A 26,161-nucleotide genomic window follows, 5' to 3' on the forward strand; every position below is an offset into this window, starting at 1 on the left:
GTCACTACCAGAGAAAACTTTAACATTCGTTTATATGTCCGTCAACTAGAAAATATAACAAAGGTAGAGCAGAATGTTAAGTGAAAGTGAAAAATCTCTTGTTGAGAAATAAGAAATGACAATGGGTAAGTGGTTATCTAGAAACCTATTATATGAAGGGAAATATGTAAAAATTAACGAACACTTGTTCTTTTTGAGTTTGTTTGTTACAATGAAAGTTCATTGATAGATTATGTGTAATTTTGATGAACTTTTACTGAAAACATATTGTAGCTTATTTCTTTTAAAAAATAGGGAGGCCTTTACATGGAGCAAAAATTTTCAGTTGAAGCATTTTGGAAGAAAGTAAAACATGTCGCAAAGCAGGCAGGGCAGTCAGTTATTTATGCAAGTTTATTGTTGTTTTACGTTTTGCAGAAACCAGATGTTCCAAAACGAGTGAAAATTATTGTAATTGGAGCACTTGCTTATTTTATTGCACCGATTGATGCGATTCCAGATTTCGTTGCTGGAATTGGTTATACGGATGATTTAGGGGCGTTAATGGCTGCATTATTACAAGCGTCGCTATACGTCGATGATGATGTAAAAGATAAGGCGCGAGTGAAGTTGGCAGAATGGTTTGGTTCGGATATAGACACATCCTTTATCGATCAGAAATTAGATCAATAGGTGAGAACTGTCACATGGTGACAGGGCGAACGTAAGCGAGGAAGTGTATTATGCCATCAGGAAGAACGCATACGAAAATAAACTTAATATCCCTTCCGGTTGTTTTGTTTCTGCTCTTTTCGTATGGACTAACAAATTTTGATTTTTTATTAACTTTTGCAATTGGCTTTTTAGTAGGTACTACATTTTTAACACCGGATTTAGATACGTATAGTAATGCGTATAATAAATGGGGATTCCTGCGTATATTTTGGTATCCGTATAAGAAGGTGATGCCGCATCGCTCCTTCTTTACACACACAATTATACTTGGTGATGTGATTCGTATTGCATACATGTTAATTGTGTTTTCTCCGTTTTTATTCCTATTAAATGTAATCGCGCTTGACGGGAATTTAATAGAAATGGCGAAGGAACATGAGGTTGAAATTGTAACGTTCGTAATGGGAATTGTTGTGGCAAGCACGCTTCACATTATAGCGGATAAAGTGAATACGCGCCGTAAGAAAATGATGAGAAAAAAGAAGAAACGCAGAAGATAAAAAAACCGTCCCAAAAAGTATTTTGGGACGGTTTTTTCTTATTAATCAAACGTTTGTTTAAAATTAAGCTTTCAGTACTTTAATACCTTTCACGATGTTCCAAATGAAGTAGTATAAGCTAATGATTCCGCAAATACATAAGACAATCATTGTACCGATTCCAAGTGTTACATCCGGTTGATCAGATCCAAGACCCATAATTCCTAAAATAGTTACGCCAATGAATGTAGCGATACTTGGGATAATGTGTGTCCATAGAGCACGTTTTGCATGTGGTTTCGTTTCAGCATCGCCCACAATCCACACAATAATAGGGAATAAGATAGGGGCAAATAATACACTAAAGTATGATAAAGCTGCTAATATTTTGTTTCCATTCATATATATCACCTCATAAATAATGTCCGTTGTTATACTATTATTATGCAATAGTTTTGGCAAGCTTTCTATCGATGAACATGACAAGAACATGACGGTTTTGTAAGATTTTTTTGTTAAATAATAAAATTTTCAAAAAAATCTTTTTAAATGGAAATTGTTATGGTACAGTATAAATGAAAGTTATTGAAAACGTTTTCTTAAACGTTTTTTTATTTTTAGACTTAAAGGTATGATGACCTGATAGTCTATTGATGAGGTTATTCTACTTAAAAGGGGATTCTTTAGGGGGAGAGAACAATGAACACATGGACACAAGTTTATGATCCGTTCGGAAACATTTGGATTTCGGCGGCGGTCGCACTTATTCCGATTATCTTTTTTTTCTTAGCTTTAGCAGTTTTCCGCATGAAGGGGTATGTGGCAGGAGTTATTACAGTTGTACTTACAATTTTAGTGGCATTATTCGCTTATAAGATGCCGTTCACGATGGCAATGGCAGCGACTGGATATGGTTTTTTATACGGACTATGGCCAATTGCTTGGATTATCATTATGTCGGTATTTTTATATAAAATATCTGTGAAAACAGGTCAATTCGATGTGATTCGTGCATCTGTATTATCCATTACGAATGACCATCGTTTACTCGTTATTTTAATCGGTTTTTCATTCGGAGCATTTTTAGAAGGGGCAGCGGGATTCGGTGCACCAGTAGCGATTACGGCAGCGCTTCTTGCAGGCCTTGGGCTAAATCCTTTATATGCGGCAGGTCTTTGTTTAATTGCAAACACAGCACCAGTAGCGTTCGGAGCAATGGGTATTCCGATTACAGTTGCTGGACAAGTAACAGGTATTGATCCACATAAAATTGGACAAATGGCTGGACATCAATTACCGTTCTTATCATTATTTGTTCCATTCTTTATCGTATTTTTAATGGACGGGTTGAAAGGAGTAAGACAAACGTGGCCTGCTTTACTTGTAGCAGGTAGCTCATTTGCAATTACGCAGTTCATAACAGCGACATTCTTAGGACCAGAACTTCCGGATATTACGTCGGCACTTGTAAGTTTAGTTAGTTTAGCGCTGTTCTTAAAAGTATGGCAACCAAAAGAAATTTATCAATCAGGGCAAGCAAATAGAGAAGTAGCTGCAACAACAGCGGCATCGATGCCGAAATTAACGTTAGGAAAAGTAGTAAAGGCATGGTCTCCATTTATCGTATTAACGGTTATGGTAGTCATTTGGAGTCAAAGTTTCTTTAAAGCATTATTTGCTCCAGGAGGCGCGTTAGAAAGTCTTGTATTTAAGTTTGAAATTCCAGGCTTGCACAATTTAGTAATGAAAGCAGAGCCTATTGTAAATAAAGCGACGCCTTACGAGGCAATTTTGAAGTTTGATGTATTATCAGCAACGGGAACAGCAATTTTAATTGCTTGTCTCATTTCCATGTTTATTTTGAAAATGAGTGTAAAAGATGCAGTGGTAACATTTAAAGAAACTTTAAGTGAACTTAAAATGCCAATTCTATCTATTGGATTCGTATTAGGATTTGCATTTATCGCAAACTATTCTGGGCTATCTTCTACACTAGCGTTAGCACTAGCAGGAACTGGCGGACTATTCCCGTTCTTCTCACCATTCTTAGGATGGATTGGTGTATTCTTAACAGGGTCTGATACTTCAGCGAATGCATTATTTTCAAATTTACAAGCAATTACAGCGCAGCAAGTCGGTGTATCTGAAGTACTTCTCGTTGCAGCGAATACAACGGGCGGTGTAACCGGAAAAATGATTTCTCCGCAATCGATTGCCATTGCTTGTGCAGCAGTTGGACTTGCTGGAAAAGAATCAGATTTATTCCGGTTTACAGTGAAGCATAGTTTATTCTTCGTAATTATTGTTGGTATTATGACGTATGTACAGGCATATTATTTAACGTGGATGATTCCATAAACAACAAAAGAAATAAACTTTGCATTTTTCAGATTATCGTGTATGATGAGAAAGTATTGAAAATTAAATCAGTGATAAACTAGGGGTGCCTAACGTATGCGTAGGCTGAGAGAGAAGCGCGTGAACTTCTTAACCCTTTGGACCTGATCTGGCTCGTACCAGCGTAGGGAAGTTAACGGCTTTACATAATGATGTCTTTATGAGCCAGGTCCTTATTTTTTTATGGACCTGGCTCTTTTTATTTTGGCATACGCTGGCCATATCTCGTCCTTGTCACGTACAGGGGGGCAACAAAGGTTATGAAACAGTCTGTTTCAGCTGAGCAAATTGAATTGAAATCGAGTTTACCAGGAAGTAAGAAAGTGTATGTGGATGGACCACGAGAAGGTATGAAAGTGCCGATGCGTGAGATTGAACAAAGCGATACAAACGGCGTTCCGAATCCGCCAATTCGCGTATATGATACGAGCGGTCCTTATACGGATCCCGCGTATAAAGTGGAGCTGGAAAAGGGGATTCCAACGCCACGCCATTCTTGGATACTGGAGCGTAATGATGTAGAAGCATACGAAGGGCGCGAAGTGAAACCAGAGGATGACGGTGTGAAGGTGGCTTCGAAACATACACCTGTTTTCCCGCAAATGGATCGTAAACCACTTAGAGCGAAGCAAGGTGCAAATGTTACGCAAATGCATTATGCACGTAATGGCATCATTACGTCTGAGATGGAATATGTTGCGATTCGTGAAGGGGTAGAACCTGAGTTTGTTCGTAAGGAAATTGCGGAAGGTCGCGCTATTTTACCAGCGAATATTAACCATCCTGAAGCAGAGCCGATGATTATTGGACGTAATTTCCACGTGAAGGTGAATGCAAATATCGGAAACTCTGCTGTATCTTCTTCTATTGCAGAAGAAGTAGAGAAGATGACGTGGGCTACTCGCTGGGGTGCAGATACGATTATGGATTTATCTACAGGTAAAAACATTCATACGACGCGTGAGTGGATTATTCGTAATGCGCCTGTACCAGTTGGAACTGTACCGATCTATCAAGCGCTTGAAAAAGTAAACGGAATTGCAGAAGATTTAACGTGGGAAGTGTATCGTGATACGTTAATTGAGCAAGCGGAGCAAGGCGTAGATTACTTTACGATTCACGCTGGCGTATTACTTCGTTACATTCCGATTACTGCAAAGCGTACGACAGGTATCGTTTCGCGCGGTGGTTCAATTATGGCGCAGTGGTGTTTATACCATCATAAAGAAAACTTCCTATACACTCATTTTGAAGAGATTTGTGAAATTATGAAGCAGTATGATGTTTCGTTCTCTCTTGGAGATGGATTACGTCCAGGTTCGATTGCAGATGCAAATGACGAAGCGCAGTTCTCTGAGCTTGAAACACTTGGTGAATTAACGAAGATTGCTTGGAAACATGATGTGCAAGTTATGATTGAAGGGCCTGGGCATGTACCGATGCATTTAATTAAAGAAAATATGGAGAAAGAGCTTGATATTTGCCAGGGCGCACCATTCTATACACTTGGACCGTTAACGACAGATATTGCACCAGGTTATGACCATATTACATCCGCAATTGGAGCTGCGATGATTGGCTGGTTTGGAACAGCGATGCTTTGTTATGTAACGCCGAAAGAACATTTAGGTTTACCGAATAAAGATGATGTACGCGAAGGTGTTATTACGTACAAAATCGCTGCGCATGCAGCTGATCTGGCGAAAGGGCACAAAACGGCTCATCAGCGTGATGATGCACTTTCAAAAGCTCGTTTTGAATTCCGTTGGCGCGATCAATTTAATTTATCTTTAGATCCTGAACGCGCGATGGAGTATCACGATGAAACGTTGCCAGCAGAAGGTGCGAAAACGGCTCATTTCTGTTCCATGTGTGGACCGAAGTTTTGTAGTATGAGAATTTCACATGATATTCGGGAATATGCAAAAGAAAATGATTTAGAAACGACAGAAGCAATTGAAAAAGGAATGAAAGAGAAAGCGAAAGAATTTAAAGAAACAGGTAGTCATTTATACCAATAACACGTTACACCTCTTTACTTGATTGATCACACTGTAGTACCTAACTTAAATATAGAAGAAGCCCGCTATTTGTGGGCAGTAAGACCCCCGCCTCAAAATTCAGCGGAAGCAAAGAAGTTAGGTGGGGGGGCAACTGCCCGTAAAAGCCCGATTAGTTAGGGCTGATTAAAGTTTCACTTTATAAGGCGAAGAAGAGATGTACCCAGTAGAATAAGAGGAATAATGTAACGACTGTTGTGAGTGGAATAACGATAAGGGATACACTTAAATAGTCTTTCCATTTTACTTTAATTTTGTTTTGTTTCAGGATATACATCCAAATGAGAGAAGCTAGCGTACCGATTGGTAATAATAGTGAACCGATGTCACTACCAATGATATTTGCGAGATAGATAGTTTTTAATGTGACTGGATCTAATCCCATTTCTGTTAACGTAATGGTCCCAATCATAAGTGCAGGGTGATTATTGAAGACATTGGAGAGGAGAGAAACGAGTCCACCCATTGCAAAGCTAGCATAAAGCAGATGTTGACTTACAACTGGTTCAAGCCATTGGACAAGCGCTGCTGTTAATCCTGCGTTGTGGAGCCCGTAAATAATGACATACATAGAGAAAGCAAAAATCAAAATGTGCCAAGGTGTCTTTTTCAAAATGTCGACAGGGTTCGTTCGTAAGTAGTACCATCTCCAAATAAGAAGAACGAGTGAACCGAGTACGGCAACAATCTCGATTGGGATGGATAAGAAGGATGCAACGAATAGAAGACAGCGCATAAGGAAGACGAAGCCTAATACTTTTAGCATGAACCTTGTCCGTTTTTGTTTCGTATCAACCGAATTTTTTCCTTTTAACGGATGAAAGTTTTTCGTGAAGAATATTTCTTCAATATCATATGAAGAAACAGGCAATTTTTTCGGAAGTTTTTTCTTCAAAACCGTATACATAAGCCATGACATAAACAATAGTCCTAATGTTGCAGGTACAAACATCATAGCAGTATGCATATAAAGAGTCATATTCACGATATTTAATGCGATTAAGTTTACGATATTACTTACACCAATTGGTGCACTAGATGCAGTAGCGATTAAAGCACCGCTTAATAAATAAGGGATTTGTTAATGCGGTTTTAATTGAAGATTTTTTAGGAGAAGAATTAAAATTGGCGTTGTAATTAAAATACTACCGTCGTTATTAAATAAAAGAGTCATAAGAAAACATAATAATTGAATATACCAGTATAATCGGCGCCCGGAGCCTTTTGCTAGGTTTGCAAGTTTTGCTGCGGACCAGTGGAAGAATCCGAAGCTTTCTAATATAACCGCCATAACGATGGTCGCTAATATTGTTATGGAGGCACCGCCAATTTTACTAATAATGTCCATGACGTCTGGTTTTGATACAAGTCCAGTAATCAGGATAATGCCAGCGCCAATTGCTGCCGGCCACGCCTCATTTAAACCACGAGGTCGCCAAAAGATAACAATCATTGTTAAGAAGAATACAATAATAGTAATCCATATTTCAATGCTCATATTTTACCTACCTTTCTACTTTTCCTTAAAGTAATGTAGCTTGTCTTAAGGTTTGTATTGGTAGTATATTCAGCAAAAAATAAGAAGAACTAGACGTATAACGGAGTGCAATAAATATGTGTTTTTCAAGTTATGGGACAAGTATCTCTCTTAGTGAAATAACTATTGTGAGAGGAGTCTAGAAATTAATGGGGCAGTAAGATAGTAAATGAAATTTATATGGGCGATTATGGAGATATATCGGCGCAACTCAAAATATATCAGCGATTATTGAAATATATCGGCGCAACTCAAAATATATCAGCGATTTTTAAATTATATCGACTTATCGACAAAACATGACAAAAGGAGCCCACCCCAAAATACCTTTTGGAACAGGCCCTACAATATTATTTTTCCTTCAAAAAAGTTCGATCCTTCAAGAATAAATTCCAGAAGAAAATAAATCCTGGTAATAAAATTGCAATCCCAATTGCATATAGAATAAGCAATGCATAGAATGTTTCGACCGTTGTAAAGCTTGTAAATACAGTTACATCAGGATAAATAATATACGGTAAATGCGCAACGCCGTAAGCATAACTTGCAAATGCATATTGAGCGACGACTGCTAAAACAGCGATGCGAGGGTATCCTAGTGTGTCATACTTCTTGTTTGTCCACCAAAGAGAAGAGTATCCGATAATGAATAAAACGATAGAAACTGTAAACCATGTGAATTGCTTTATTAGCCCTTGCATAAGCCAGTGTGTTTCCGGATCCATTACAACGAGGGCAATAATCGCCGTAACGAGCGTTGCAGGACCAAGGATAATCGCGTTTCTTCTATAAATTCTATATGCATCTTCTGAACCTTGTTCTCTCGCAAAATCAGCAAGAAAGAGAGAGGAAAGAAATAGTTCCGAAGTTAGTCCGAAGAGCATATAACAATAAATAACAGGACTAGAAAGAAGTTTTCCATATAGGAGTACTTCTTTTCCTTCAGACATTGTAATATAGGCACCTTCTGTAACAGGTAAAACGGTAATTAATAGGGCTGGAATTAAGAGTCCTGTAATACCTGAAATAATACGAAGAAGGTGTTGGTACTTCGGCAGGGAATAAGCAAATACCATAAATGTACTGCGAATTGCCACGAGTACTAGAATTAACATAACGGGTACGAACATTACCGTTGCTAGGGTAAAAGCAGCTTTCGGAAAGAAGCCAAGAAAAGCGACAACGACAAAGACGAGAAATGTATTTGTTACTTCCCAAGTCGGTGATAAGTATCGGTTGGCAAGCTTGGCAGCTAGCGTTGGATGTTTTGCGTATACCATGCCCCAAAAACCTGCTCCAAAATCGATGGACCCTAATATACTGTATACGAAAATAAGAGCCCATAAGATGATGATTGCAATACTTTCCTCATGCACGAGAATCGCCTCCTTCGTGATGTAAATCATTTGTAAGCGGATGTTTCTTAAAGAATGTCCGTAGTACAAAAACTGTTAAAATACCGAGTCCAATATATAAAATGATGAATAGAATAAATAAAGGACCGACAAAATCAGCGCGTGTAGAAGCGTCGACTGTACGTTGCATACCGTAAATGGTCCATGGCTGACGACCGCTACAGCTGAAAATCCACCCAAATTCAATGCCGAGCATCATAACTGGTCCACATGCGGCAGCTCCCCAAAGAAGCCATTTCGGTAGCTCTGTTCCTTTTTTTCGGTAAACAAAGTACCAATATAAGAGGGCAATTGCTGCAACTGCAAAGGTAAAAGCAGCAGTGCCAACCATTAAATTGAACAGTGTATGCGTGTAAAATGGTGGCCATGTTTCTTGTGGAAATTCCTTTAGTCCTTTTACGACAGTGTTAGGGTCTAGTCCTACTAGTAGGCTAAGCATGTTCGGGATTTCTAGTGCATAGTTTAGTTCAAGTGTGTTAGGATCTACAACGCCGCCAATTGATAACGGTGCATGTGATGTCGTTTCAAATAAAGCTTCAGCAGATGCCAGTTTTTCAGGGGAATGCTTATGTAAAGCAATTGCCGATTCGTGTCCCGAAAGCCACATCGTAGCGCCTGTAATAAATGTTACGACGAGTCCTAACAGTAGTCCTTTTTTATGATATGCCACTTCACGTTCACTTACATTCTTCTTTAATAATTTAAATCCGGCGATAGAGGCAATGACGGCAGCTCCAGTTGCGTAGGCTGTAATCACAACGTGGAATGCGCTCGTGCCAAAACTCGGATTAAAGAAAGCTTTCCACGGATCAACGTTAAAAACTGATCCATCTGGTCCCATTGAAAAGCCCGCGGGTGTATTCATCCATGTATTTGCCGATGTAATAAGCACGGCGGATGCCGTGGCACCAATCATGACGAAGAATAGCGAGATTAATCTCATGAATGGAGGTAGTTTGTCAGCTGCATATACATAAATGGACATGAACAAAGCCTCTAAAAAGAAGGCGAAAATCTCAATTTGAAAGGGAACAGAAATAACCTGCCCAACAATTTTGGCAAAACCAGGCCAAAGCAGTGAGATTTGCACACCAACGATTGTTCCAGTTGGAATTGCTACACCGAGAAGGATGGCAAAAGCCTTTGTCCATCTTTTCGCCATAATGGCGTAGTCGGAATCTTTCTTCCAGTGATAGAGTATTTCACTTATAAAAATCATTAATGAAAGTCCGACACCAAGTGTTGCGAAGATAATGTGGAATGCTAGTGAAGAACCGAAAAATGCTCTTGCTAATGTTACCGTATCCATATGTAAACTCCTCTTCTTTTTTGCCATTATTTTCTGATTGAATTGGAAGATTTATTCAAAAAAACTACCAAAAATATATATGTATTTAAAAAGTGGATATGGTAATATAATGTTTGAATATTCTAAATAGAAAGAAGTTAATATTTTGTTTGTTTTTTAGTGAGGAATATTTTATAATCTTTTATGCGAACATAAGTTCTGTTTTGGAGTGAAGAAGTTTATGTGAAATGGAGAGGATGTTTTATGTATCCTGAAGTCATTAAAAAGATGGCATTTTCAAAAGAGCATAGAGATTTATTATTGAAGCTGTATAATAAAGAGATTACGCGTAGTGAGTATGATCGACTCGTAGAATCGCTATATAGACCTTCTAAAGAGGCTTGTGAGGGATAAAGGAACGGGAGACAATCTATTAGATTGTCTTTTTTACATTTACGTATGTTCTGGTAAAATTAAGGATAGCCTTACTAGGGAGGTGAAAAGTTTGCGGAAACGTATATATATAGTGATTGGCGTTATTCTTTTAATCGCTTTAGGTGGAATTGTATTTTGGTCAGCTTTGCAAGGAAACCGTACGGAACATTTTATTTTAAGACATATGGTGAATGAAAATGGGACGCTTGCTACATATCGTTTAGAGGATACAAAAGCAGGTACTGGTGAAGCGAAAGGCCGTGAAGCTTTATCGGAATCAGCAGGACTATGGCTGCAATATACACTCGATAAAGACGATCAAGCGTTATTCGATGAACAAGTTAAGGTTATTCAAAATAACTTTGTACATAAGAACCAAATTGTTTTATGGAAAATCTCTGAAAAGGGAGAAATGCAGTCAGCTACAAATGCACTTATTGATGATCTTCGTATTATAGAACAGTTATATCGCGCTTATGAAATGTACAAGGAAGAGCGCTATAAAAACTTGGCAGATCAATTGAGTGATGCTGTAATTCGTTATAATAAGAAAGATAATTATTATGTTGATTATTATGATGCAGATGCAAGGAAACAAAATGATTTTGCAACAACGTCATATGTAAATCCGCATGCATTCTCCTATATGAAAAAGTATGGAAAAGTTTCTGCTCAGCAATATGAGGAAGTCGTTCAATTTTTAGCGGATTATCCAAGGCATGGATGGGCATTCCCGAAAGAGTATAAAGCAGATGGTACATTTACGTACGACAAAGAAGTGAATCAGATTGACCAATCATACGTTGCATATCATCGTAGTTTAGGTGGTCTTTCATCAGATGCTTATTTGGAATTTATAAAGAAGAAATTCCAGGAGGATGGAAAGCTATATGGTCGTTACAATTTAGAAACGGGAAAACAAACTGTGAATTATGAATCGCCAGCCGCTTACGGATTAACGATTTTGTACGTACTACAAACAGGTGATACAAATTTCGCAAAGGAATTATATGATCATATGGCCACATTCCGAAATGACAACGTATTTAGTAGATACTACGGTGGATATGTAACAGGCGAAAATAACAATACGCATATTTTTGATAATGTTTTGCCGCTTTTAGCTGAAATAGAATTAGAGAAGAGTGAAAAATAAAAGGTGCCACCCTATGGGGATGGCATCTTTTATTGTTTAATATCATTTTAAGTCCTAATATTGGAGAAGTAATCAATTACGAATTCACGGAATTTCTGAGCAGTTTTCGATAAGTAACGTTTTTTTGACCAGCTTAACCCAATCGTTCGCTCACAATTTGGTTCAATAATACGTAACTTATTTAATGCTAAAGTAGAGTTTTTTAATAAAGTTAAACTTGGGACAAAGGCGATGCCGAGGCCTTGCTTAATCAGGTCGCTAATCACGGTTGGTTCATCTACTTCAAAAGCAATATGTGGAGTGAAGCCAGCTTCTTTACAAAATTCATCTGTTAAGTGCCGAAATCCGTAACCAGTGTTCATACTAATGAACGGTTCGTCTTTTACTTCATGCAAATATACACTTTCACGTTCTGATAAACGGTGCCCAGAAGGGACGACTAAGAAAATTTCTTCTGTAATAAGTGGTTCCCAAATAATCTCTTCGCCTTCAATTGGCACAGAAGAAATGCAAAAGTCAATTTCTATATTATCTAGTTGTCGTTTCATAGAAGGAGTAGATGCGAGAAATTGTTGGAATCGAACGTTAGGATGTTCTAGTAAAAAAGAACCAATTAGTTCGGGTAATATTCTTGGAATAGAAACAGCCAACGTAATAGAGCTTTGTTGTAAGTCAGCTAAATCTTTAATTTCTCGTTCGCCTTCACTTAATTCATGAAAAATGCGCTCTACTCGTTTTAAAAATACTTTCCCGAAAGAGTTTAATGTAATTTGTCGCCCTTGGCGGTCAAATAACGGAACGCCCAAGTCCTTTTCTAATCTAGCAATTGTTTTGCTGAGTGAAGGCTGTGCGATATGCAATTCTTCAGCGGCTTTTGTCATATGCTCTACTCGTGCAACTGTTTGAAAGTATTTTAGTTGAAGAAGTTCCATTTTGACTCTCCTTTCTATAGACCAAAAGGAATGGATTGATAATTAAAGATGTATTATACAGTATGAAAATGGACGTGTATAGTAAATCTGTTAAACCATTCTAATGGTGTGAAATTCGGAGAAGGAGTATGTTTCATGAAAGGAATTCAACTTGTATTTAAAGATTGGAAAGCGATGTGGCACCATAAACATGGGCGTATCGCTTTAATTTTTTTGTTAATCGTTCCTTTAATTTATTCAGGGTTCTTTTTAGCTGGATATTGGGATCCATACGGAAAATTAGATAAATTACCTGTTGCGATTGTAAATTTAGATAAGGGTGCTGCAATGGATGAGAAAACAATTCATGCAGGAGACGATTTTGTAAAAAATTTAAAAGAGAATAAGGAACTGGCTTTTCATTTCGTATCAGAAAAAAATGCTGAGGAAGGGCTAAAAGAAGATAAGTATTATATGGTTGTTACGATTCCAGCCGATTTCTCTAAAAAGGTAAGTACACTTATGGATGAAAAACCAGAACCAGCACAATTGCAGTACAAAGTAAATCCGGGTAAAAACTTTGTAGCAGCGCAAATTGGAACGACAGCTGTTGAAAATATGAAAACAAAAATTTCAAATAGTATTACGAAATCTTATACAGAAGGTGTCTTTTCAAAGTTTCAAGACTTAGCACAAGGGTTGAGTGATGCAAGTAATGGTGCTGGGAAGTTACATGAAGGAACGACAGATGCAAGAAATGGGGCAAATCAGCTTGCAGATGGTATTCATCGTTTAAGTGACGGGACATCAAAAGTGAAAGAGGGAAGTGAAAAACTTGCTTCTAGTCAATCAGCTTTAACTGATGGAGCGAATGAGCTGAGTGAAGGGGCAAAATCCCTTCATAGTGGTATGGAGTTATTAGCACAAGGTGAAAAAAACTTACAATCAGGGGTTAGTGAATTAAGTGCTGGTACAAATGAATGGGTGAACGGAAGTGAGAAACTTGCTGACGGGCAAGTGAAAGCGGACAATGCAGCAAATAGTGTAAAACAACAATTAGAAGAGTACGTGAAAAGTCATCCAGAGGTGCAGCAAGACCCTGCTTTTCAAAAGATTATCGCTACTTCTAATGGATTAGCTCAAGCAACAAACACTTTAAATAATAGTCAGAAACAATTGATACAAGGTGCACAGAAGCTTGCAGATGGTCAGCATAAGGTTGAAGAAGGTATGAATACATTCGGAGTTAAGTTAAATGAAGCTACTGCTGGAACGAAAAAGATAGCAGATGGTGCTACAAATTTAGCTAGTGGATTTACGAAATGGGGAACTGGGTTTACATCATTACAAGAAGGTGTAAATCAACTTGCGAGCGGGGGAACAGAGCTGAATCATGGTGCTGATCAGTTAACGAACGGACTTGTTAAACTTGACGATGGTGCGAAAGAACTTTCTACGAAATTGGGAGAGGGCGCAGAGAAGATAGCGGATATTCGCAATGATGATGCACGCAATACGATGTTCTCAGAGCCAGTTCAATTAGTGAAGTCAACAGTTTCTGACGTGCCTAATTACGGTTCAGGTATTGCACCATATTTCTTATCACTTGCATTTTATGTTGGCGGAATTATGGCGTCGAATATTTTACCGCTTGGCCGTAGACAAAATATGAAAGTAAGTGGAACAGTACATTTTATTAACAAATTAGGCTTAGTATATGTAATTGGACTTATTCAAGCATTGCTTGTAGATGTAGTTGTGCTAGGAGTTATGAAATTAGAAGTTGCAAGTGTGCCACTCTTTGTTTTATCAAGTATCGTTATTTCCTTTACGTTCATGACGTTTATTCTTATGTTAGTAACGGTATTTGGTCTTGTTGGAAAGTTCTTAGCGGTAACGCTTCTCGTCTTGCAATTAGCGACGAGCGGTGGGACTTTCCCAGGAGAATTAAATATAGCTGTTCTTAGCAAGATTGGACAATTTCTCCCAATGTCCCATTCTCTTAGAGGATTGCAAGATGTGATTTCTTTAGGAGATTGGTCGCAATTACAAATGCAAATTTTAATATTGTTATGCTATCTCGTTGTTGCTGGTGGAATTGCTTGGATCACGAGCCATATACAACATAGGGAAACGAATGCAGAACAAGTTTTTTAAAATGAAAGAAGCTATCCGACTTTTTCGGATAGCTTCTTTTTTATTTGCGTTCCATTACCGCAAAGTAATTGTTTTCATTATCAGCAAAGTTAAAAGCTCTGCCAGTAGGTAAATCTACAACTTGTCCAACAGTAACGTTTTTCTCAGAAAGATCTTTATATAGTTGATCTAAGTTGTTAGAGAAGAACATAAGTGAAGGAGTACCTAAGTTTAATTCAGGTTGCATCTTTGCAATTAACTCTTTATCGTGAAGGACGATGCTTGTTCCTGCTTCTTTTGACGGTGCAATTTCAATCCAGCGAAAACCTTGTCCGTTATTTTCTTCCGCAATAATTTGGAATCCTACTGTCTCAGTCCAAAATCGCATGGCTTCATCTTGATTATTTACATATAGCATAATTTGTCCAATTTGATTAATCATAGGTGTGTCCTACTTTCTTTTCGTGTATGGAATTCTATTATATCAAAGATATGGTTTGAATACCTTTTCGTGATTTTTCCGAAGTACAATCTTCGTCCATCTCATATTTGTCGTAGGAGAAGGTCCTGTAATCCATGTATGAAATGGTAGTGCACTGCATATGACCATTGCTGAAATCGAGATTGTGGCTGTTATTGTAAATAATAATAGGCTATATAATATTGTGTTTTCTTGCAGTGTGAATAGAGAAAGAAACTTTGTACATAGTTGCAAGAAGAAAAAGTGAGCTAAATAAGCACCATATGTGTAATTCCCGATAAATCGTAAAGCTTTATATAAGAAACCGCGTCTCTGTACGATTGTAATAGAAAGCACGTAAAGTATGATAATTTCGCATACGATATATAAAAACATAGATGGCTTTAAATAAGTCGAAACGGTTAAATGAATAGAGTTTGCTCCGTAAAAACTAAATAACTCATAATTGATGAATAAAAATAAGATAAAAAATAAGATTGTAATAAGCGGAATATGTTTTATGACAAATGTACGCCACGCTTTTAGTGCGACAGCAGCGATTCCTCCCATGACGAAATAGAATGAGTAGAAGAAGAAGGAACGGTCTGTATAATGTAAAATGGTTGAGCTAGTCAATTTCTCGCCATTAAAAATGTAGTGCGAAGAATACCACATTAAGAGGAAATATAGGCAAGCAAAGACGGTCATATATTTATATATGTCTTTTTTATTTTCTGTTCGTTTTTGAAACCAATAAAATAGTGTGCACAGTAAAGGGAACAGTAGGTGAATTTGAAACATCATAATCACATACCAAAGATGGGGTGCGGCTGTTCCGAGTAATAAACTTTTTATTCCGCTTTGTAGTGTAATCATATCGTTTGTTGTTAATAAGTAAAGAATAGACCAGAAGAGATAGGGAATGAGTAAATGTGCGGCTTTTTCATAAATATATTCTGCGTAGGCAAGTTGCTTTGTATATTGACGAATTAAGTGGAAGCCGACGATAAATATGAATGCAGGTGCTGAAAATTTTGCGAGATTAAATAGCATACCCATAATGAGGGATTGCTCAAGTAAAACATGTCCTTGATTCATTGTATATAATAACGAACTTTGCAAAACGACAGCAAGGAATGCAATGCTTTGCAAAACTTTAAATTCAGGTGCGCTTTGTGTCATTAGGTCCATCTCCTTTTCCATACATGATTATAGTACGGAGAATAGATAAGAGGTGTGGAATATTTGTGAAGTTTTTAACAAATTTGTGGCGGAATAGATTATATCGACGATTTTTCGGATATATCGTTCATAACTTCAAATATATCAACGATTTTTTCAATATATCGACGTTTCGACAAGGGATATCGACTTATCAACAAATAACGACAAAAAGAGGATGCTCAAAACGAGCATTCTCTTTCTATCTATTAAGCAAATTTGTTTTTGATCCAGTTCTTACCTTCTATAAGGCGAGCTGTCATTACGGCACAAGCGTTATCTGCTGTTACGTTTAACATCGTTGCAGGAGGATCAATGATTGTACTGATTGCTGCGATAATTGGTAATGCTTCTGGCGGGAAGCCATATAAAGAAACGATTAACATTTCACCAATCATACCGCCGCCTGGAATAGCGCCCATTACTGTTCCTACTAATAGAGAAACAACAAGTGCGATTGCTAATGTTTTTGGTCCTTCGAATTCCATGTTGAAAATACCGAATAAGAAAGCAATTTTTAATACGCCGCCTAAAACAGAGCCGTCTTTATGAAGTGTAGATCCAAGAAGGACAACTGTTTCACGAACGTCAGAAGAGATACCCATTTTCTTCGTTGCTTCTAAGTTCGCTGGAATACTTGCGGCACTACTACAAGTTGCAAGAGATGTAACTGTAGGAGAGACCATGTTCTTCCAAAATACTTGTACACCTTGCTTGCGACCTGCAAGGTATGCATAGAACGTAAAGAATACAAAGAAGTAAATAAGAGACGCTGGATAGTATACCATTGCTGCTCGGAAGTAAGTTCCAAGAAGCTGTGGTCCGAATTCACCAACTAATGCTGCGAAGTAAGCAGCAAGTCCGATTGGAGCGTAGTACATAATGAAAGATACGACTTTCATTGAAATTTCTGCACCAGCTTGTAAGAATGTAGCGAATGGCTTTCCTTTTTCGCCAACTGCTGAAGTTGCAATCCCCATTAAGATAGAGAAGAAAATAAGGGCTAACATATTTTCACGAGATAGTAACTTCGAGAAGTCAGATACTGTTAAAATACCGACGATTTGATCTGCAACACTAACAGCTTTGCCGGCTTTGTCAGGTTGTGTTAGTTCTAGTACAACACCTTGTGCTGGCGGGAATACTTTCACGACAATAATCATAAAAATAGCAGCTAAAATACTTGTAAATAAGAAAGTCCCAGCCATACTAGACATAATTTTACCGAAACGTTTTAATCCATCCATATTAGCAATAGATGACGCGATGCTAAAGAACACTAACGGTACAACAATCGTAAACATTAAGTTTAAGAAAATGTCACCAAGCGGCTTTAAAGCAACTGCATCGGCACCCATGAAATAACCAATGAAACCACCAATTAGGATAGAAGATAATAAAATAAGTGGAAAGCGATATGCCTTCATAAATATATCCTCCTATCAATTAAAAAAATCATACTGAATTATTATAGCGAGTTAAAGTCCTCTTTACTAGGAGAATACGGATAGATGGAATAGCGTGAAAACCGAGAAATTTTTGTTTTTAAGCTCGGCATACAGCAGGAAATCTAGACATATATATTTGTAACCTAGTTGTGGTAAGGGATGCGCCATCATTTAGGTTGAGAAGAAGGGGGAGGGAAGCGAGATGAATATTTTGCTTTGCTGTGCAGCGGGAATGTCTTCCAGTTTGATTGTTACTAAAATGGAGAAAGCAGCAGAGGCAAGAGGAATAGAGGTAAAGATTTGGGCTGTATCAGGTTCTGAAGTAAATAGCCATATTGATAAAGCCGATGTACTTTTACTTGGGCCACAAGTACGTTATTTATTACCGAAAATGAAAGAATTATGTAAGGAGAAAGGGGTACCTGTTGATGTCATTCAATCCGTTCATTACGGACTTTGTAATGGGGAAGCTATCTTGCAAGCAGCTTTGTCAATGAAACCATGAGGAGAGTGGGATAGATGATACGGTTTTTAGAGAAATATGTAATGCCGGTAGCAGGAAAGGTTGCAGAGCAGAGGCATTTGCTAGCAATTCGTGATGGACTTGTATTGACGATGCCATTTTTAATTATAGGATCAATTTTTCTTATTATTAGTACATTACCAATCCCAGGGTATAGTGAATTCATGGCGAGTTTGTTCGGGAAAAACTGGAACGTAGCATTAGGGTATCCAGTTAGTGCAACTTTTAATATAATGGCTTTAATAACCGTTTTTGGAATCGCTTACAGGCTTGGGGAATATTATAAAGTGGACGCTTTAGCATCCGGGGCATTGTCGCTTGTGACATTTTTACTTGCAACTCCATTTCAAGTTTCATATATCATGCCGGGTACGAAAGAAAGTATACTGGTAGATGGAGTAATTCCAGCGGCATTAATGGGAAGCCAAGGTTTATTTGTAGCGATGATTATTGCAATTATATCTACTGAAATATACCGATTTCTTGTACAAAAAAAGATGATTATAAAAATGCCTGAGACAGTTCCGCCGGCAGTAACGCGTTCATTTGCAGCGCTTATTCCTGGGTTTATTGTTGTGACAGTTGTTTGGATCATTAGATTGATTTTTGAACACACAACTTTCGGAAGCATTCATAATGTTGTAGGGAAGCTACTGCAAGAACCGCTGAGTATACTTGGTGCTAGTCTTTGGGGAGCAGTTATAGCGGTTATTCTCGTTCATGTCCTTTGGGCGTGTGGAATTCATGGAGCTACAATTGTGGGCGGTGTAATGAGCCCGATTTGGTTATCGTTAATGGATCAGAACCGGATTGCTTTTCAAGCGGGCCAAGATGTACCGAATACGATTACCGCACAGTTTTTTGATTTATGGATTTATATGGGCGGCTCTGGTGCAACACTAGCCTTAGTTGTCGGAATGTTATTGTTTGCGCGAAGTCAGCAATTAAAAAGTTTAGGACGATTGTCAATTGCACCTGGTATTTTTAATATTAATGAAATGGTAACTTTCGGTATGCCAATTGTCATGAATCCACTTTTACTTATTCCATTTATAGTAGTTCCTGTTGTATTAACGATTGTTTCTTATTTCGCAATGGAATGGGGATTGGTAGCTCGCCCAAGTGGTGCTACTGTAACATGGACGACACCAATTCTATTTAGTGGATATTTAGGATCGGGTGGCAAAATTTCAGGTGTGATTTTGCAACTCGTTAACTTTGCACTAGCGTTCGTCATATATTTACCGTTCTTAAAAATATGGGATAAACAAAAAGTGGCGGAAGAAAAGGGGGAGTAAAGAACTAAAATGGATACGATAGAAACGAAGACCTTTCACTTAATCTTGCATGGGGGAAATGCGAGAAGTTGTTCAATGGAAGCAATTGATTGCGCGAAGCGTGGAGAGTTTACAGAAGCAGAAGCGAAATTACAAGAAGCGTTAGAGGAATTAAAAGAGGCACACCGTGTACAAACGGATCTCATACAGAAAGAAGCTGGTGGTGAAAAGACCGAAGTTACCCTTCTGATGGTGCACGCACAAGATCATTTAATGAATGCAATTACGGTGAAGGAATTAGCGAGTGAATTTGTAGAATTATATAAGAAGATGTCGGTAGCTGAATGAACCTTGCGTATGCAAGGTTTTTTATGTATGTGTCTGTACCATCAGTGGAATATGTGTTCCACTGATGGTATTTACAATCCTCCTTCTTACAAATGAGTAAGAGTGATATTTAATCGACAGTAACAATCTCCCCTATACCACGGATTAGCTTTTTTATATGCATCTCATTTGGTTTCAATATACTTACGATATAATCAATTGCTATTTGCGGTTCAACGGTTGTACCGCACGTATAACAGTCGATGGCTGCAAAGTTTTTTTCTGGATAAGTGTGAATAGAAAGGTGGCTTTCTGATAGTAAAACTAAAACAGTAACGCCATGCGGATGAAATTCTTTTGTACTTACGTTTAAAACGTGGGCACCAGATTGATCAGCAGCGTGAACTAAATGATGTTCTAAAAAGTAAATATCATCTAATAGGGAAAAATCCACTCCCCATAAATCTACTATTATATGCTTACCGAAAGTAGAATATTCCATAAGGTAGCGCTCCTTACTATAATGTTGTTAAAATTCCATTTCCTGTTTGTAACATTGATGTAGGATAAGATTCGATTCTGAGTTTAAAAGAGCGAGATTACGTTGTTCTAAATGTTCTTCTCTAAATTGAAATAAAGGAGAAAGAAGGGAAGGTAATGTTCGAGGCGTTGGCACTACATATAATTGCTCAATTTGATCGAGTACATAGGCAGAATTAGCGGCAATATGAAATCCCCAGTCAGTTCCGAAAGAAGGAACGATTGTATGATAACTTTTCACAGTTAATCCCGCATGTTCAATTGTATTACCGATACTCCAATATACTAGAGGTGCATCAGCAGGTGAATTAGATTGGCAGACGAATGCCCCATCTTCTGTTAAGAATGTAGCTATCCGAGCAAAAAGTTCGCTTGTATATAAAGTACTTAAAATTTCTGTTGCTGGATCAGGAAAATCAATAATAATTACATCGTATAAGGATGAAGGAGAATTTAGAAATTCTTTCGCATCACATACGTGCACATTCACGCGACTATCCAAAAATGCATTGTTGTTTAAAGATACTATTTCTGGAACATTACGTGCCATATTAATCATTGCCTCATCTAAATCAACAAGGTCTACATGTAGCACAGTTTCATATTTCAAAACTTCTCGTAGGGCAAGGCCATCGCCACCGCCTAATATGAGAACACGTTTTGGATCAATTACTTTTGACATAATTGGATGCACAAGTGCTTCATGATAAATTTGCTCATCGACGGAACTGAATTGTAGTTGCTTGTCCAAATATAAACGGATATCGCTAACTTGTAACAAATTAATATTTTGATAATTACTTTGTTCCGCAAATAAATTTGTATGTTCACCAGCTTGTATTTGCTTTAGAGAAATTTCATCCCATATATCTAAGTTGTGTGAATCTGTGGGTACTATGACTACATTTTCGGATTGTACTTGTTTATCCTGCTTGTCTTGTTTATCCTGTTTGTTGTTTGTCTTGTTTGTCCTGTTTACCATGCTTGTCCTGCTTATTTTCTACCTCCTGCTGTTCTAGTTCGAATTTGTTAGAGTCTAATTCAGAACGTTTGTCTTTTTTATAGCTTGTTATTCTATAAATCTTTATTTTGCTTTGTTTTCTATGTTTTGGCATAGGAATCCCCTTTCGAATTGTGTTATTTTATTCTATTCTATGTAATTTAGTAGATTTTGCTTGGACAATAGATAGAGGAGTTTTTTTAATAGATTTTCACGCTAAAAAAATTTTTTTAGTGTTTTTTTGTTTTAAATACAACTAGACAACTAAACACTAATCTATTTTCATACAGTTATGTGTTAAAAGCGTGTTGTTTTATAACACACTGTGTGTTTTTTGGTCGACACACTAATTGAAAGCGTTAACACACAAAGAAAATGGTCGAAAAAGTGCTGATTTTAGTGGTTTTAAAAAGTTGGCACGCTAATTGCATTAATAAATAGCGTAAAGAAAAATAAATAAAATATAAATTTTTTATACTACACAAGGGGGATTTTCAAATGAATATTTTATTATGTTGCTCAGCAGGGATGTCTACAAGTTTACTAGTTACAAAAATGGAAGCGGCTGCAAAAGCTCGCGGTCTAGAAGGAAAAATTTGGGCTGTATCTGGGGATGCAGTAAAAACAAATATCGATCAAGCAGATGTATTATTACTAGGACCACAAGTTCGTTACATGCTGTCTTCAATGAAAACGCTTGCTGATGAGAAAAACGTTGGAATCGACGTTATCAATCCAATGCACTACGGCATGATGAATGGAGAAGCAGTTTTAGATCACGCATTAACACTAAAAAAATAATTAGGGGGGAAGCGAAATGCAAAAGTTTATTGCATTTATGGAGAAATATTTAGTTCCTATCGCAGGTAGAATTGGATCGCAGCGCCACTTAGTTGCGATCCGTGATGGATTTATCGCAGTTATGCCTCTTATTTTAGTTGGATCATTTGCAGTACTTATTAATAACTTACCAGTGGATGCATTCCAAAAATTTATGAAAGGTGCATTCGGGGAAGTTTGGAAAGACGTCGGTGGCGGTATGTGGACTGGTTCCTTTGCTATACTTGCCCTCATAGTCGCAGTTGGAATCAGTTATAATTTAGCAAAATCTTACGGCGTAGATGCGTTGTCAGCAGCAATTATTACATTCGGTGCATTAATTATTATTTCTCCGACAACGCCAAAAGAAGGTGGTATTGATTTAGCTTGGACAGGGGCACAAGGTCTATTCGTTTCTATCATAGTGGCTCTTCTTGTAACTGAGGCATTTAGATTCTTTGTTCAAAGAGATATTACAATTAAAATGCCTGATGGTGTTCCACCAGCAGTAATGAAATCATTTGCAGCATTAGTTCCAGCATTCGTTATTTTAATCGTAACAGCAGGCATTCAATTAGCAGTAAAATTAGCAGGAACAAGTATTCATAAATTCGTATTTGAAACAATTCAAGTACCATTACAAGGTTTAGCAGGTACATTGCCAAGTGCCATTATTATAGCGTTGCTTATTCACGTATTATGGTTCTTCGGATTACATGGTCCGAATATTATTGGGGGTATTATTGACCCAATCTATTTGCCAGCGTTAGAAAAAAACATGAAACTATTTGATGGTGGTATGTCTGCATATGATGTACCGCATATTTTCACAAAGCCATTCTTTGATGTATACGTGTACATTGGTGGATCTGGTGCAACATTAGCATTCTTAGTTGCAGTAATGCTTGTTGCAAAAAGTGCGCAGCTTCGTGGTGTAGGTCGCGTATCTATCGGACCTGGTTTCTTCAATATTAACGAACCAGTTATTTTCGGTACACCAATTGTATTAAATCCAGCATTAATTATTCCATTTGTACTTACACCAGTGGTATTAGTTATTACTTCTTATACAGCAATCTCTTTAGGATGGGTACCAAAAACAGTTGCTTTAGTTCCATGGACAATGCCACCAATCTTTAGTGGTTATCTTGTAGCGGGCGGAAGCATTGCTGGTGCAGCATTACAAGTAGTGAACTTTGCAATTGCGGTAGTAATTTACTATCCATTTGTATTAATGTGTGACCGTACTTATGTACAAGCTGCAAAAGCTGAAACAAAAGGAAATGACAATTCAGTATCACTTTAAAAAGTATTGTTCTGACGAGTTTTTATAGCTCGTCAGAACAACTAACTTTTATATCATGTTCAAAAAGATGAAATCCATCTACAAGAACACCAAACTATCATTCATAAATTAATATTTTAATAGAAATGTTCAAACTGAAGGGGTATGTAAGTCGGTTGAACGATAATAGAGAGGGCGGTAATTATGATGACTACAGCAGAACAAATTCCATTCCAATTGATTTTAAATAGTGGTAATGCACGAAGCTTTGCGATGGAGGCACTTCAATTTGCCAAACAGGGGAAAATGGCAGAGGCTGATGAAGCGATGGTAAAGGCGAAAGAAGCGATTAATGAAGCGCATCATTTCCAGACAGAGCTCATACAATCAGAAGCAAGAGGAGAAAAAACAGAGATTAGTGTTCTTTTAATTCACGCACAAGATCATTTAATGAATGCGATTACAGTAAAAGAATTAGCAGCAGAGTTTATCGATCTTTATAAAAAGCTTGAAGCGAAAGGGGAATAAAGCATGACTGGAATTAAAATTGCTACAATCGGCGGTGGATCTAGTTATACACCAGAGTTAATTGAAGGATTTATTAAACGTTATGATGAGCTTCCTGTTCGTGAAATTTGGTTAGTAGATATTGAGGCAGGAAAAGAAAAGTTAGAAATCGTTGGTAACTTAGCGAAACGTATGGTAAAAAAATCTGGTTTACCAATTGAGGTACATTTAACGCTTGATCGTCGCGAAGCATTAAAAGATGCTGACTTCGTAACGACGCAGCTTCGCGTAGGTTTATTAGAAGCTCGTGCAAAAGATGAAGCGATTCCGTTAAAATATGATGTAATCGGTCAGGAAACGAATGGTCCTGGTGGTTTATTCAAAGCATTGAGAACGATTCCTGTTATTTTAGATATTTGTAAGGATATGGAGGAGCTTTGTCCGAATGCATGGTTAATTAACTTTGCAAACCCAGCTGGTATGGTAACAGAAGCTGTTCTTCGTTATACAAATATTCAAAGAGTAGTTGGTCTATGTAACGTTCCAATCGGAATCCGTATGGGTCTTGCGAGATTACTTGAGGTAGATGCAAGTCGTGTACACGTTGACTTCGCAGGTTTAAACCATATGGTATACGGACTAGATGTATATTTGGATGGCGTAAGTGTAATGGATCGTGTGTTAGAACTTGTAACAGATCCAGAAAAGCAAATTACGATGGAAAATATCGCTGCGCTTAACTGGGAGCCAGACTTTATTCGCGGCCTTCGTGCAATTCCATGTCCATACCATCGTTACTACTACAAAACACGTGAAATGCTAGAAGAAGAGAAAGAAGCTTCGGTTGAAAAAGGTACACGTGCAGAAGTAGTAAAACAATTAGAAGATGATTTATTCGAGTTATATAAAGACCCGAATTTAGATATTAAACCACCACAATTAGAAAAACGTGGAGGCGCTTATTATAGTGACGCAGCATGTAGCTTAATTACGTCTATTTATAATAATAAAGGTGATATCCAGCCTGTTAATACACGAAACAACGGAACAATTGCAAGCTTGCCACATGATTCGGCTGTTGAAGTGAACTGTATTATTACGAAAGAAGGTCCAAAACCAATTGCAGTTGGAGATCTTCCAGTACCAGTTCGCGGTTTAGTACAACAAATTAAATCATTTGAGCGCACAACAATTGAAGCTGCTGTTACAGGGGATTATCATAAAGCGCTGCTTGCTATGACAATTAACCCACTTGTACCATCAGATAAAGTGGCAAAACAAATTTTAGATGAAATGTTGGAAGCACATAAAGAATATCTTCCGCAGTTCTTCAAAAAGGTAGAGAAATAAAAGCGGCGCTATTTAGCCCGCTTTTTTTATTCTATTAGGAGGTATTATGATGATTAAGTTAATTGTAAATGCAGATGATTTCGGTCTTACAGAAGGTACAAATTACGGCATTATTGATGGACATATAAATGGACTTGTAAATTCAACGACGATGATGATGAATATGCCAGGAACAGAGCATGCGGTACGCTTAGCAAAAGAGTATAAAACGTTAGGGGTAGGAGTACATCTCGTATTAACGGCAGGGAAACCGCTTCTTGGAGATGTACCGTCACTCGTAAGTAGCGATGGATTGTTTCATAAACAAAGTGTCGTATGGGAAGGGAAAGTAAATCCAGAGGAAGTTGAGAGAGAGTGGACTGCTCAAATTGAGAAATTCCTATCTTACGGATTACAACCAACGCATTTAGATAGTCATCATCACGTGCATGGATTGCCAATTTTGCACGATGTTCTTGAAAGGTTAGCTGTTAAATATAATGTTCCAATTCGTCGTTGTGAAGAAGAGCGAGCAGTACGCCCATTTTCTGACGTATTTTACAGTGATTTTTACGCAGATGGTGTGACGGAAGATTACTTCGTGAAGTTAAAAGAAAGAGTACAAGGTGAACAAACGGTAGAAATTATGGTTCATCCAGCTTATATTGACCCAGAGCTTGTGAAGCGTTCTTCTTACGTAATGGATCGCGTGAAAGAATTGCGTATTTTAACAGAGAGTGAGTTGCCTGAAGGAATAGAGCTTATAAAGTTTTAATAGAAAAAAGACGGCTACTGGTCTTATCCCTGTCAAGTAGACAGCATTAAAAAGACTAAGCAGCCATCGAGATTCGATATTCTATCGGAGCTCGATGGTTGAGTCGTTTTTGGAAACGTTTA

The 26,161-nt window shown here is 37.7% G+C and carries 23 protein-coding genes, 2 pseudogenes and 1 riboswitch; of the genes and pseudogenes, 15 read left to right on the top strand and 10 right to left on the bottom strand.

Features of this window, described 5'->3' with window-relative positions; translation table 11 throughout:
• Positions 1–306: 306 nt before the first annotated feature.
• Both PDQ33_RS12050 and PDQ33_RS12055 read left to right on the top strand, forming a co-directional pair.
• Positions 307–672, top strand: a complete 366-nt coding sequence (locus PDQ33_RS12050; protein ID WP_000435502.1) for a YkvA family protein — start codon at positions 307–309, stop codon at positions 670–672.
• Between the two features lie 50 nt (positions 673–722).
• Complete coding sequence (locus PDQ33_RS12055) at positions 723–1,214, top strand: metal-binding protein (protein ID WP_001139074.1); 492 nt, start codon at positions 723–725, stop codon at positions 1,212–1,214.
• Between the two features lie 63 nt (positions 1,215–1,277).
• Here the strand turns inward: PDQ33_RS12055 and PDQ33_RS12060 are convergent, their stop codons facing one another.
• Positions 1,278–1,595: a DUF4870 domain-containing protein gene (locus PDQ33_RS12060; protein ID WP_001014100.1), complete on the bottom strand. Its 318-nt coding sequence runs from the start codon at positions 1,593–1,595 to the stop codon at positions 1,278–1,280.
• 297 nt (positions 1,596–1,892) lie between these two features.
• On the opposite strand from PDQ33_RS12060, the gene lldP reads away from it, so the two are divergent.
• Both lldP and thiC read left to right on the top strand, forming a co-directional pair.
• On the top strand, positions 1,893–3,551 hold the full coding sequence (lldP, locus tag PDQ33_RS12065; protein WP_061131827.1) for an L-lactate permease: 1,659 nt from the start codon (positions 1,893–1,895) through the stop codon (positions 3,549–3,551).
• A 71-nt stretch (positions 3,552–3,622) separates the two neighbouring features.
• Positions 3,623–3,738, top strand: a riboswitch (TPP riboswitch).
• A gap of 112 nt (positions 3,739–3,850) precedes the next feature.
• The gene (thiC, locus tag PDQ33_RS12070; RefSeq protein ID WP_000814470.1) at positions 3,851–5,611 is read left to right on the top strand and encodes a phosphomethylpyrimidine synthase ThiC; all 1,761 of its coding nucleotides are present in this window, start codon (positions 3,851–3,853) and stop codon (positions 5,609–5,611) included.
• 178 nt (positions 5,612–5,789) lie between these two features.
• Here the strand turns inward: thiC and PDQ33_RS12075 are convergent.
• The 3 genes and pseudogenes from PDQ33_RS12075 to cydA form a co-directional block, all read right to left on the bottom strand.
• A pseudogene (locus PDQ33_RS12075) lies at positions 5,790–7,148 on the bottom strand (arsenic transporter).
• A gap of 389 nt (positions 7,149–7,537) precedes the next feature.
• A complete protein-coding gene (locus PDQ33_RS12080; RefSeq protein WP_000544181.1) occupies positions 7,538–8,563 on the bottom strand; it encodes a cytochrome d ubiquinol oxidase subunit II in 1,026 nt (341 codons plus the stop codon).
• Complete coding sequence (cydA, locus tag PDQ33_RS12085) at positions 8,556–9,911, bottom strand: cytochrome ubiquinol oxidase subunit I (RefSeq protein WP_061131825.1); 1,356 nt, start codon at positions 9,909–9,911, stop codon at positions 8,556–8,558. The genes PDQ33_RS12080 and cydA overlap by 8 nt, the downstream gene beginning before the upstream one ends.
• A 243-nt stretch (positions 9,912–10,154) precedes the next feature.
• Here cydA and PDQ33_RS12090 point away from each other — a divergent pair, with 243 nt between their 5' ends.
• Complete coding sequence (locus PDQ33_RS12090) at positions 10,155–10,304, top strand: hypothetical protein (protein ID WP_000283184.1); 150 nt, start codon at positions 10,155–10,157, stop codon at positions 10,302–10,304.
• A 91-nt stretch (positions 10,305–10,395) separates the two neighbouring features.
• Complete coding sequence (locus tag PDQ33_RS12095) at positions 10,396–11,481, top strand: transcriptional regulator (RefSeq protein WP_270755773.1); 1,086 nt, start codon at positions 10,396–10,398, stop codon at positions 11,479–11,481.
• Between the two features lie 47 nt (positions 11,482–11,528).
• Here the strand turns inward: PDQ33_RS12095 and PDQ33_RS12100 are convergent, their stop codons facing one another.
• A complete protein-coding gene (locus PDQ33_RS12100) occupies positions 11,529–12,413 on the bottom strand; it encodes a LysR family transcriptional regulator (protein ID WP_061131823.1) in 885 nt (294 codons plus the stop codon).
• A gap of 135 nt (positions 12,414–12,548) precedes the next feature.
• On the opposite strand from PDQ33_RS12100, the gene PDQ33_RS12105 reads away from it, so the two are divergent.
• Positions 12,549–14,549 carry a YhgE/Pip domain-containing protein gene (locus PDQ33_RS12105; protein WP_270755776.1) on the top strand — a complete coding sequence of 667 codons (2,001 nt, stop codon included), beginning with the start codon at positions 12,549–12,551 and terminating at the stop codon, positions 14,547–14,549.
• Between the two features lie 40 nt (positions 14,550–14,589).
• Here the strand turns inward: PDQ33_RS12105 and PDQ33_RS12110 are convergent, their stop codons facing one another.
• The 3 genes from PDQ33_RS12110 to PDQ33_RS12120 form a co-directional block, all read right to left on the bottom strand.
• Positions 14,590–14,970 (bottom strand): VOC family protein, encoded by a 381-nt coding sequence (locus PDQ33_RS12110; RefSeq protein WP_061131821.1) that lies wholly within the window; start codon positions 14,968–14,970, stop codon positions 14,590–14,592.
• 42 nt (positions 14,971–15,012) lie between these two features.
• Complete coding sequence (locus tag PDQ33_RS12115) at positions 15,013–16,170, bottom strand: acyltransferase (RefSeq protein WP_061131820.1); 1,158 nt, start codon at positions 16,168–16,170, stop codon at positions 15,013–15,015.
• Positions 16,171–16,418: 248 nt separating this feature from the next.
• Complete coding sequence (locus PDQ33_RS12120) at positions 16,419–17,636, bottom strand: dicarboxylate/amino acid:cation symporter (RefSeq protein ID WP_270755777.1); 1,218 nt, start codon at positions 17,634–17,636, stop codon at positions 16,419–16,421.
• Between the two features lie 223 nt (positions 17,637–17,859).
• Here PDQ33_RS12120 and PDQ33_RS12125 point away from each other — a divergent pair, with 223 nt between their 5' ends.
• The 3 genes from PDQ33_RS12125 to PDQ33_RS12135 are packed head-to-tail and all read left to right on the top strand — an operon-like array spanning position 17,860 to position 19,805.
• Positions 17,860–18,162 carry a PTS sugar transporter subunit IIB gene (locus PDQ33_RS12125; RefSeq protein WP_001023546.1) on the top strand — a complete coding sequence of 101 codons (303 nt, stop codon included), beginning with the start codon at positions 17,860–17,862 and terminating at the stop codon, positions 18,160–18,162.
• 14 nt (positions 18,163–18,176) lie between these two features.
• The gene (celB, locus tag PDQ33_RS12130) at positions 18,177–19,478 is read left to right on the top strand and encodes a PTS cellobiose transporter subunit IIC (protein ID WP_270755778.1); all 1,302 of its coding nucleotides are present in this window, start codon (positions 18,177–18,179) and stop codon (positions 19,476–19,478) included.
• Between the two features lie 9 nt (positions 19,479–19,487).
• Positions 19,488–19,805: a PTS lactose/cellobiose transporter subunit IIA gene (locus tag PDQ33_RS12135; protein WP_270755781.1), complete on the top strand. Its 318-nt coding sequence runs from the start codon at positions 19,488–19,490 to the stop codon at positions 19,803–19,805.
• A gap of 109 nt (positions 19,806–19,914) precedes the next feature.
• Here PDQ33_RS12135 and speD read toward each other — a convergent pair whose 3' ends face one another.
• Positions 19,915–20,286, bottom strand: a complete 372-nt coding sequence (gene speD, locus PDQ33_RS12140) for an adenosylmethionine decarboxylase (protein ID WP_048557375.1) — start codon at positions 20,284–20,286, stop codon at positions 19,915–19,917.
• A 27-nt stretch (positions 20,287–20,313) separates the two neighbouring features.
• Positions 20,314–21,439 (bottom strand): annotated as a pseudogene (locus tag PDQ33_RS12145) (polyamine aminopropyltransferase).
• 383 nt (positions 21,440–21,822) lie between these two features.
• Between PDQ33_RS12145 and PDQ33_RS12150 the strand changes: the two are divergent.
• From PDQ33_RS12150 to chbG, 5 genes are all read left to right on the top strand, one after another.
• On the top strand, positions 21,823–22,125 hold the full coding sequence (locus tag PDQ33_RS12150; protein WP_001023567.1) for a PTS sugar transporter subunit IIB: 303 nt from the start codon (positions 21,823–21,825) through the stop codon (positions 22,123–22,125).
• Positions 22,126–22,141: 16 nt separating this feature from the next.
• On the top strand, positions 22,142–23,449 hold the full coding sequence (celB, locus tag PDQ33_RS12155) for a PTS cellobiose transporter subunit IIC (protein WP_061131818.1): 1,308 nt from the start codon (positions 22,142–22,144) through the stop codon (positions 23,447–23,449).
• Positions 23,450–23,632: 183 nt separating this feature from the next.
• Positions 23,633–23,956 (top strand): PTS lactose/cellobiose transporter subunit IIA, encoded by a 324-nt coding sequence (locus PDQ33_RS12160; protein WP_000989050.1) that lies wholly within the window; start codon positions 23,633–23,635, stop codon positions 23,954–23,956.
• A gap of 3 nt (positions 23,957–23,959) precedes the next feature.
• Positions 23,960–25,285 carry a 6-phospho-beta-glucosidase gene (gene celF, locus PDQ33_RS12165; RefSeq protein ID WP_000145757.1) on the top strand — a complete coding sequence of 442 codons (1,326 nt, stop codon included), beginning with the start codon at positions 23,960–23,962 and terminating at the stop codon, positions 25,283–25,285.
• Between the two features lie 49 nt (positions 25,286–25,334).
• Positions 25,335–26,039, top strand: coding sequence for a chitin disaccharide deacetylase (gene chbG, locus PDQ33_RS12170; RefSeq protein ID WP_061131817.1), 705 nt, complete (start codon positions 25,335–25,337; stop codon positions 26,037–26,039).
• Positions 26,040–26,161 lie beyond the last annotated feature (122 nt).

Source organism: Bacillus cereus group sp. Bc031, from assembly GCF_027716265.1.
Lineage (GTDB): Bacteria > Bacillota > Bacilli > Bacillales > Bacillaceae_G > Bacillus_A > Bacillus_A paranthracis.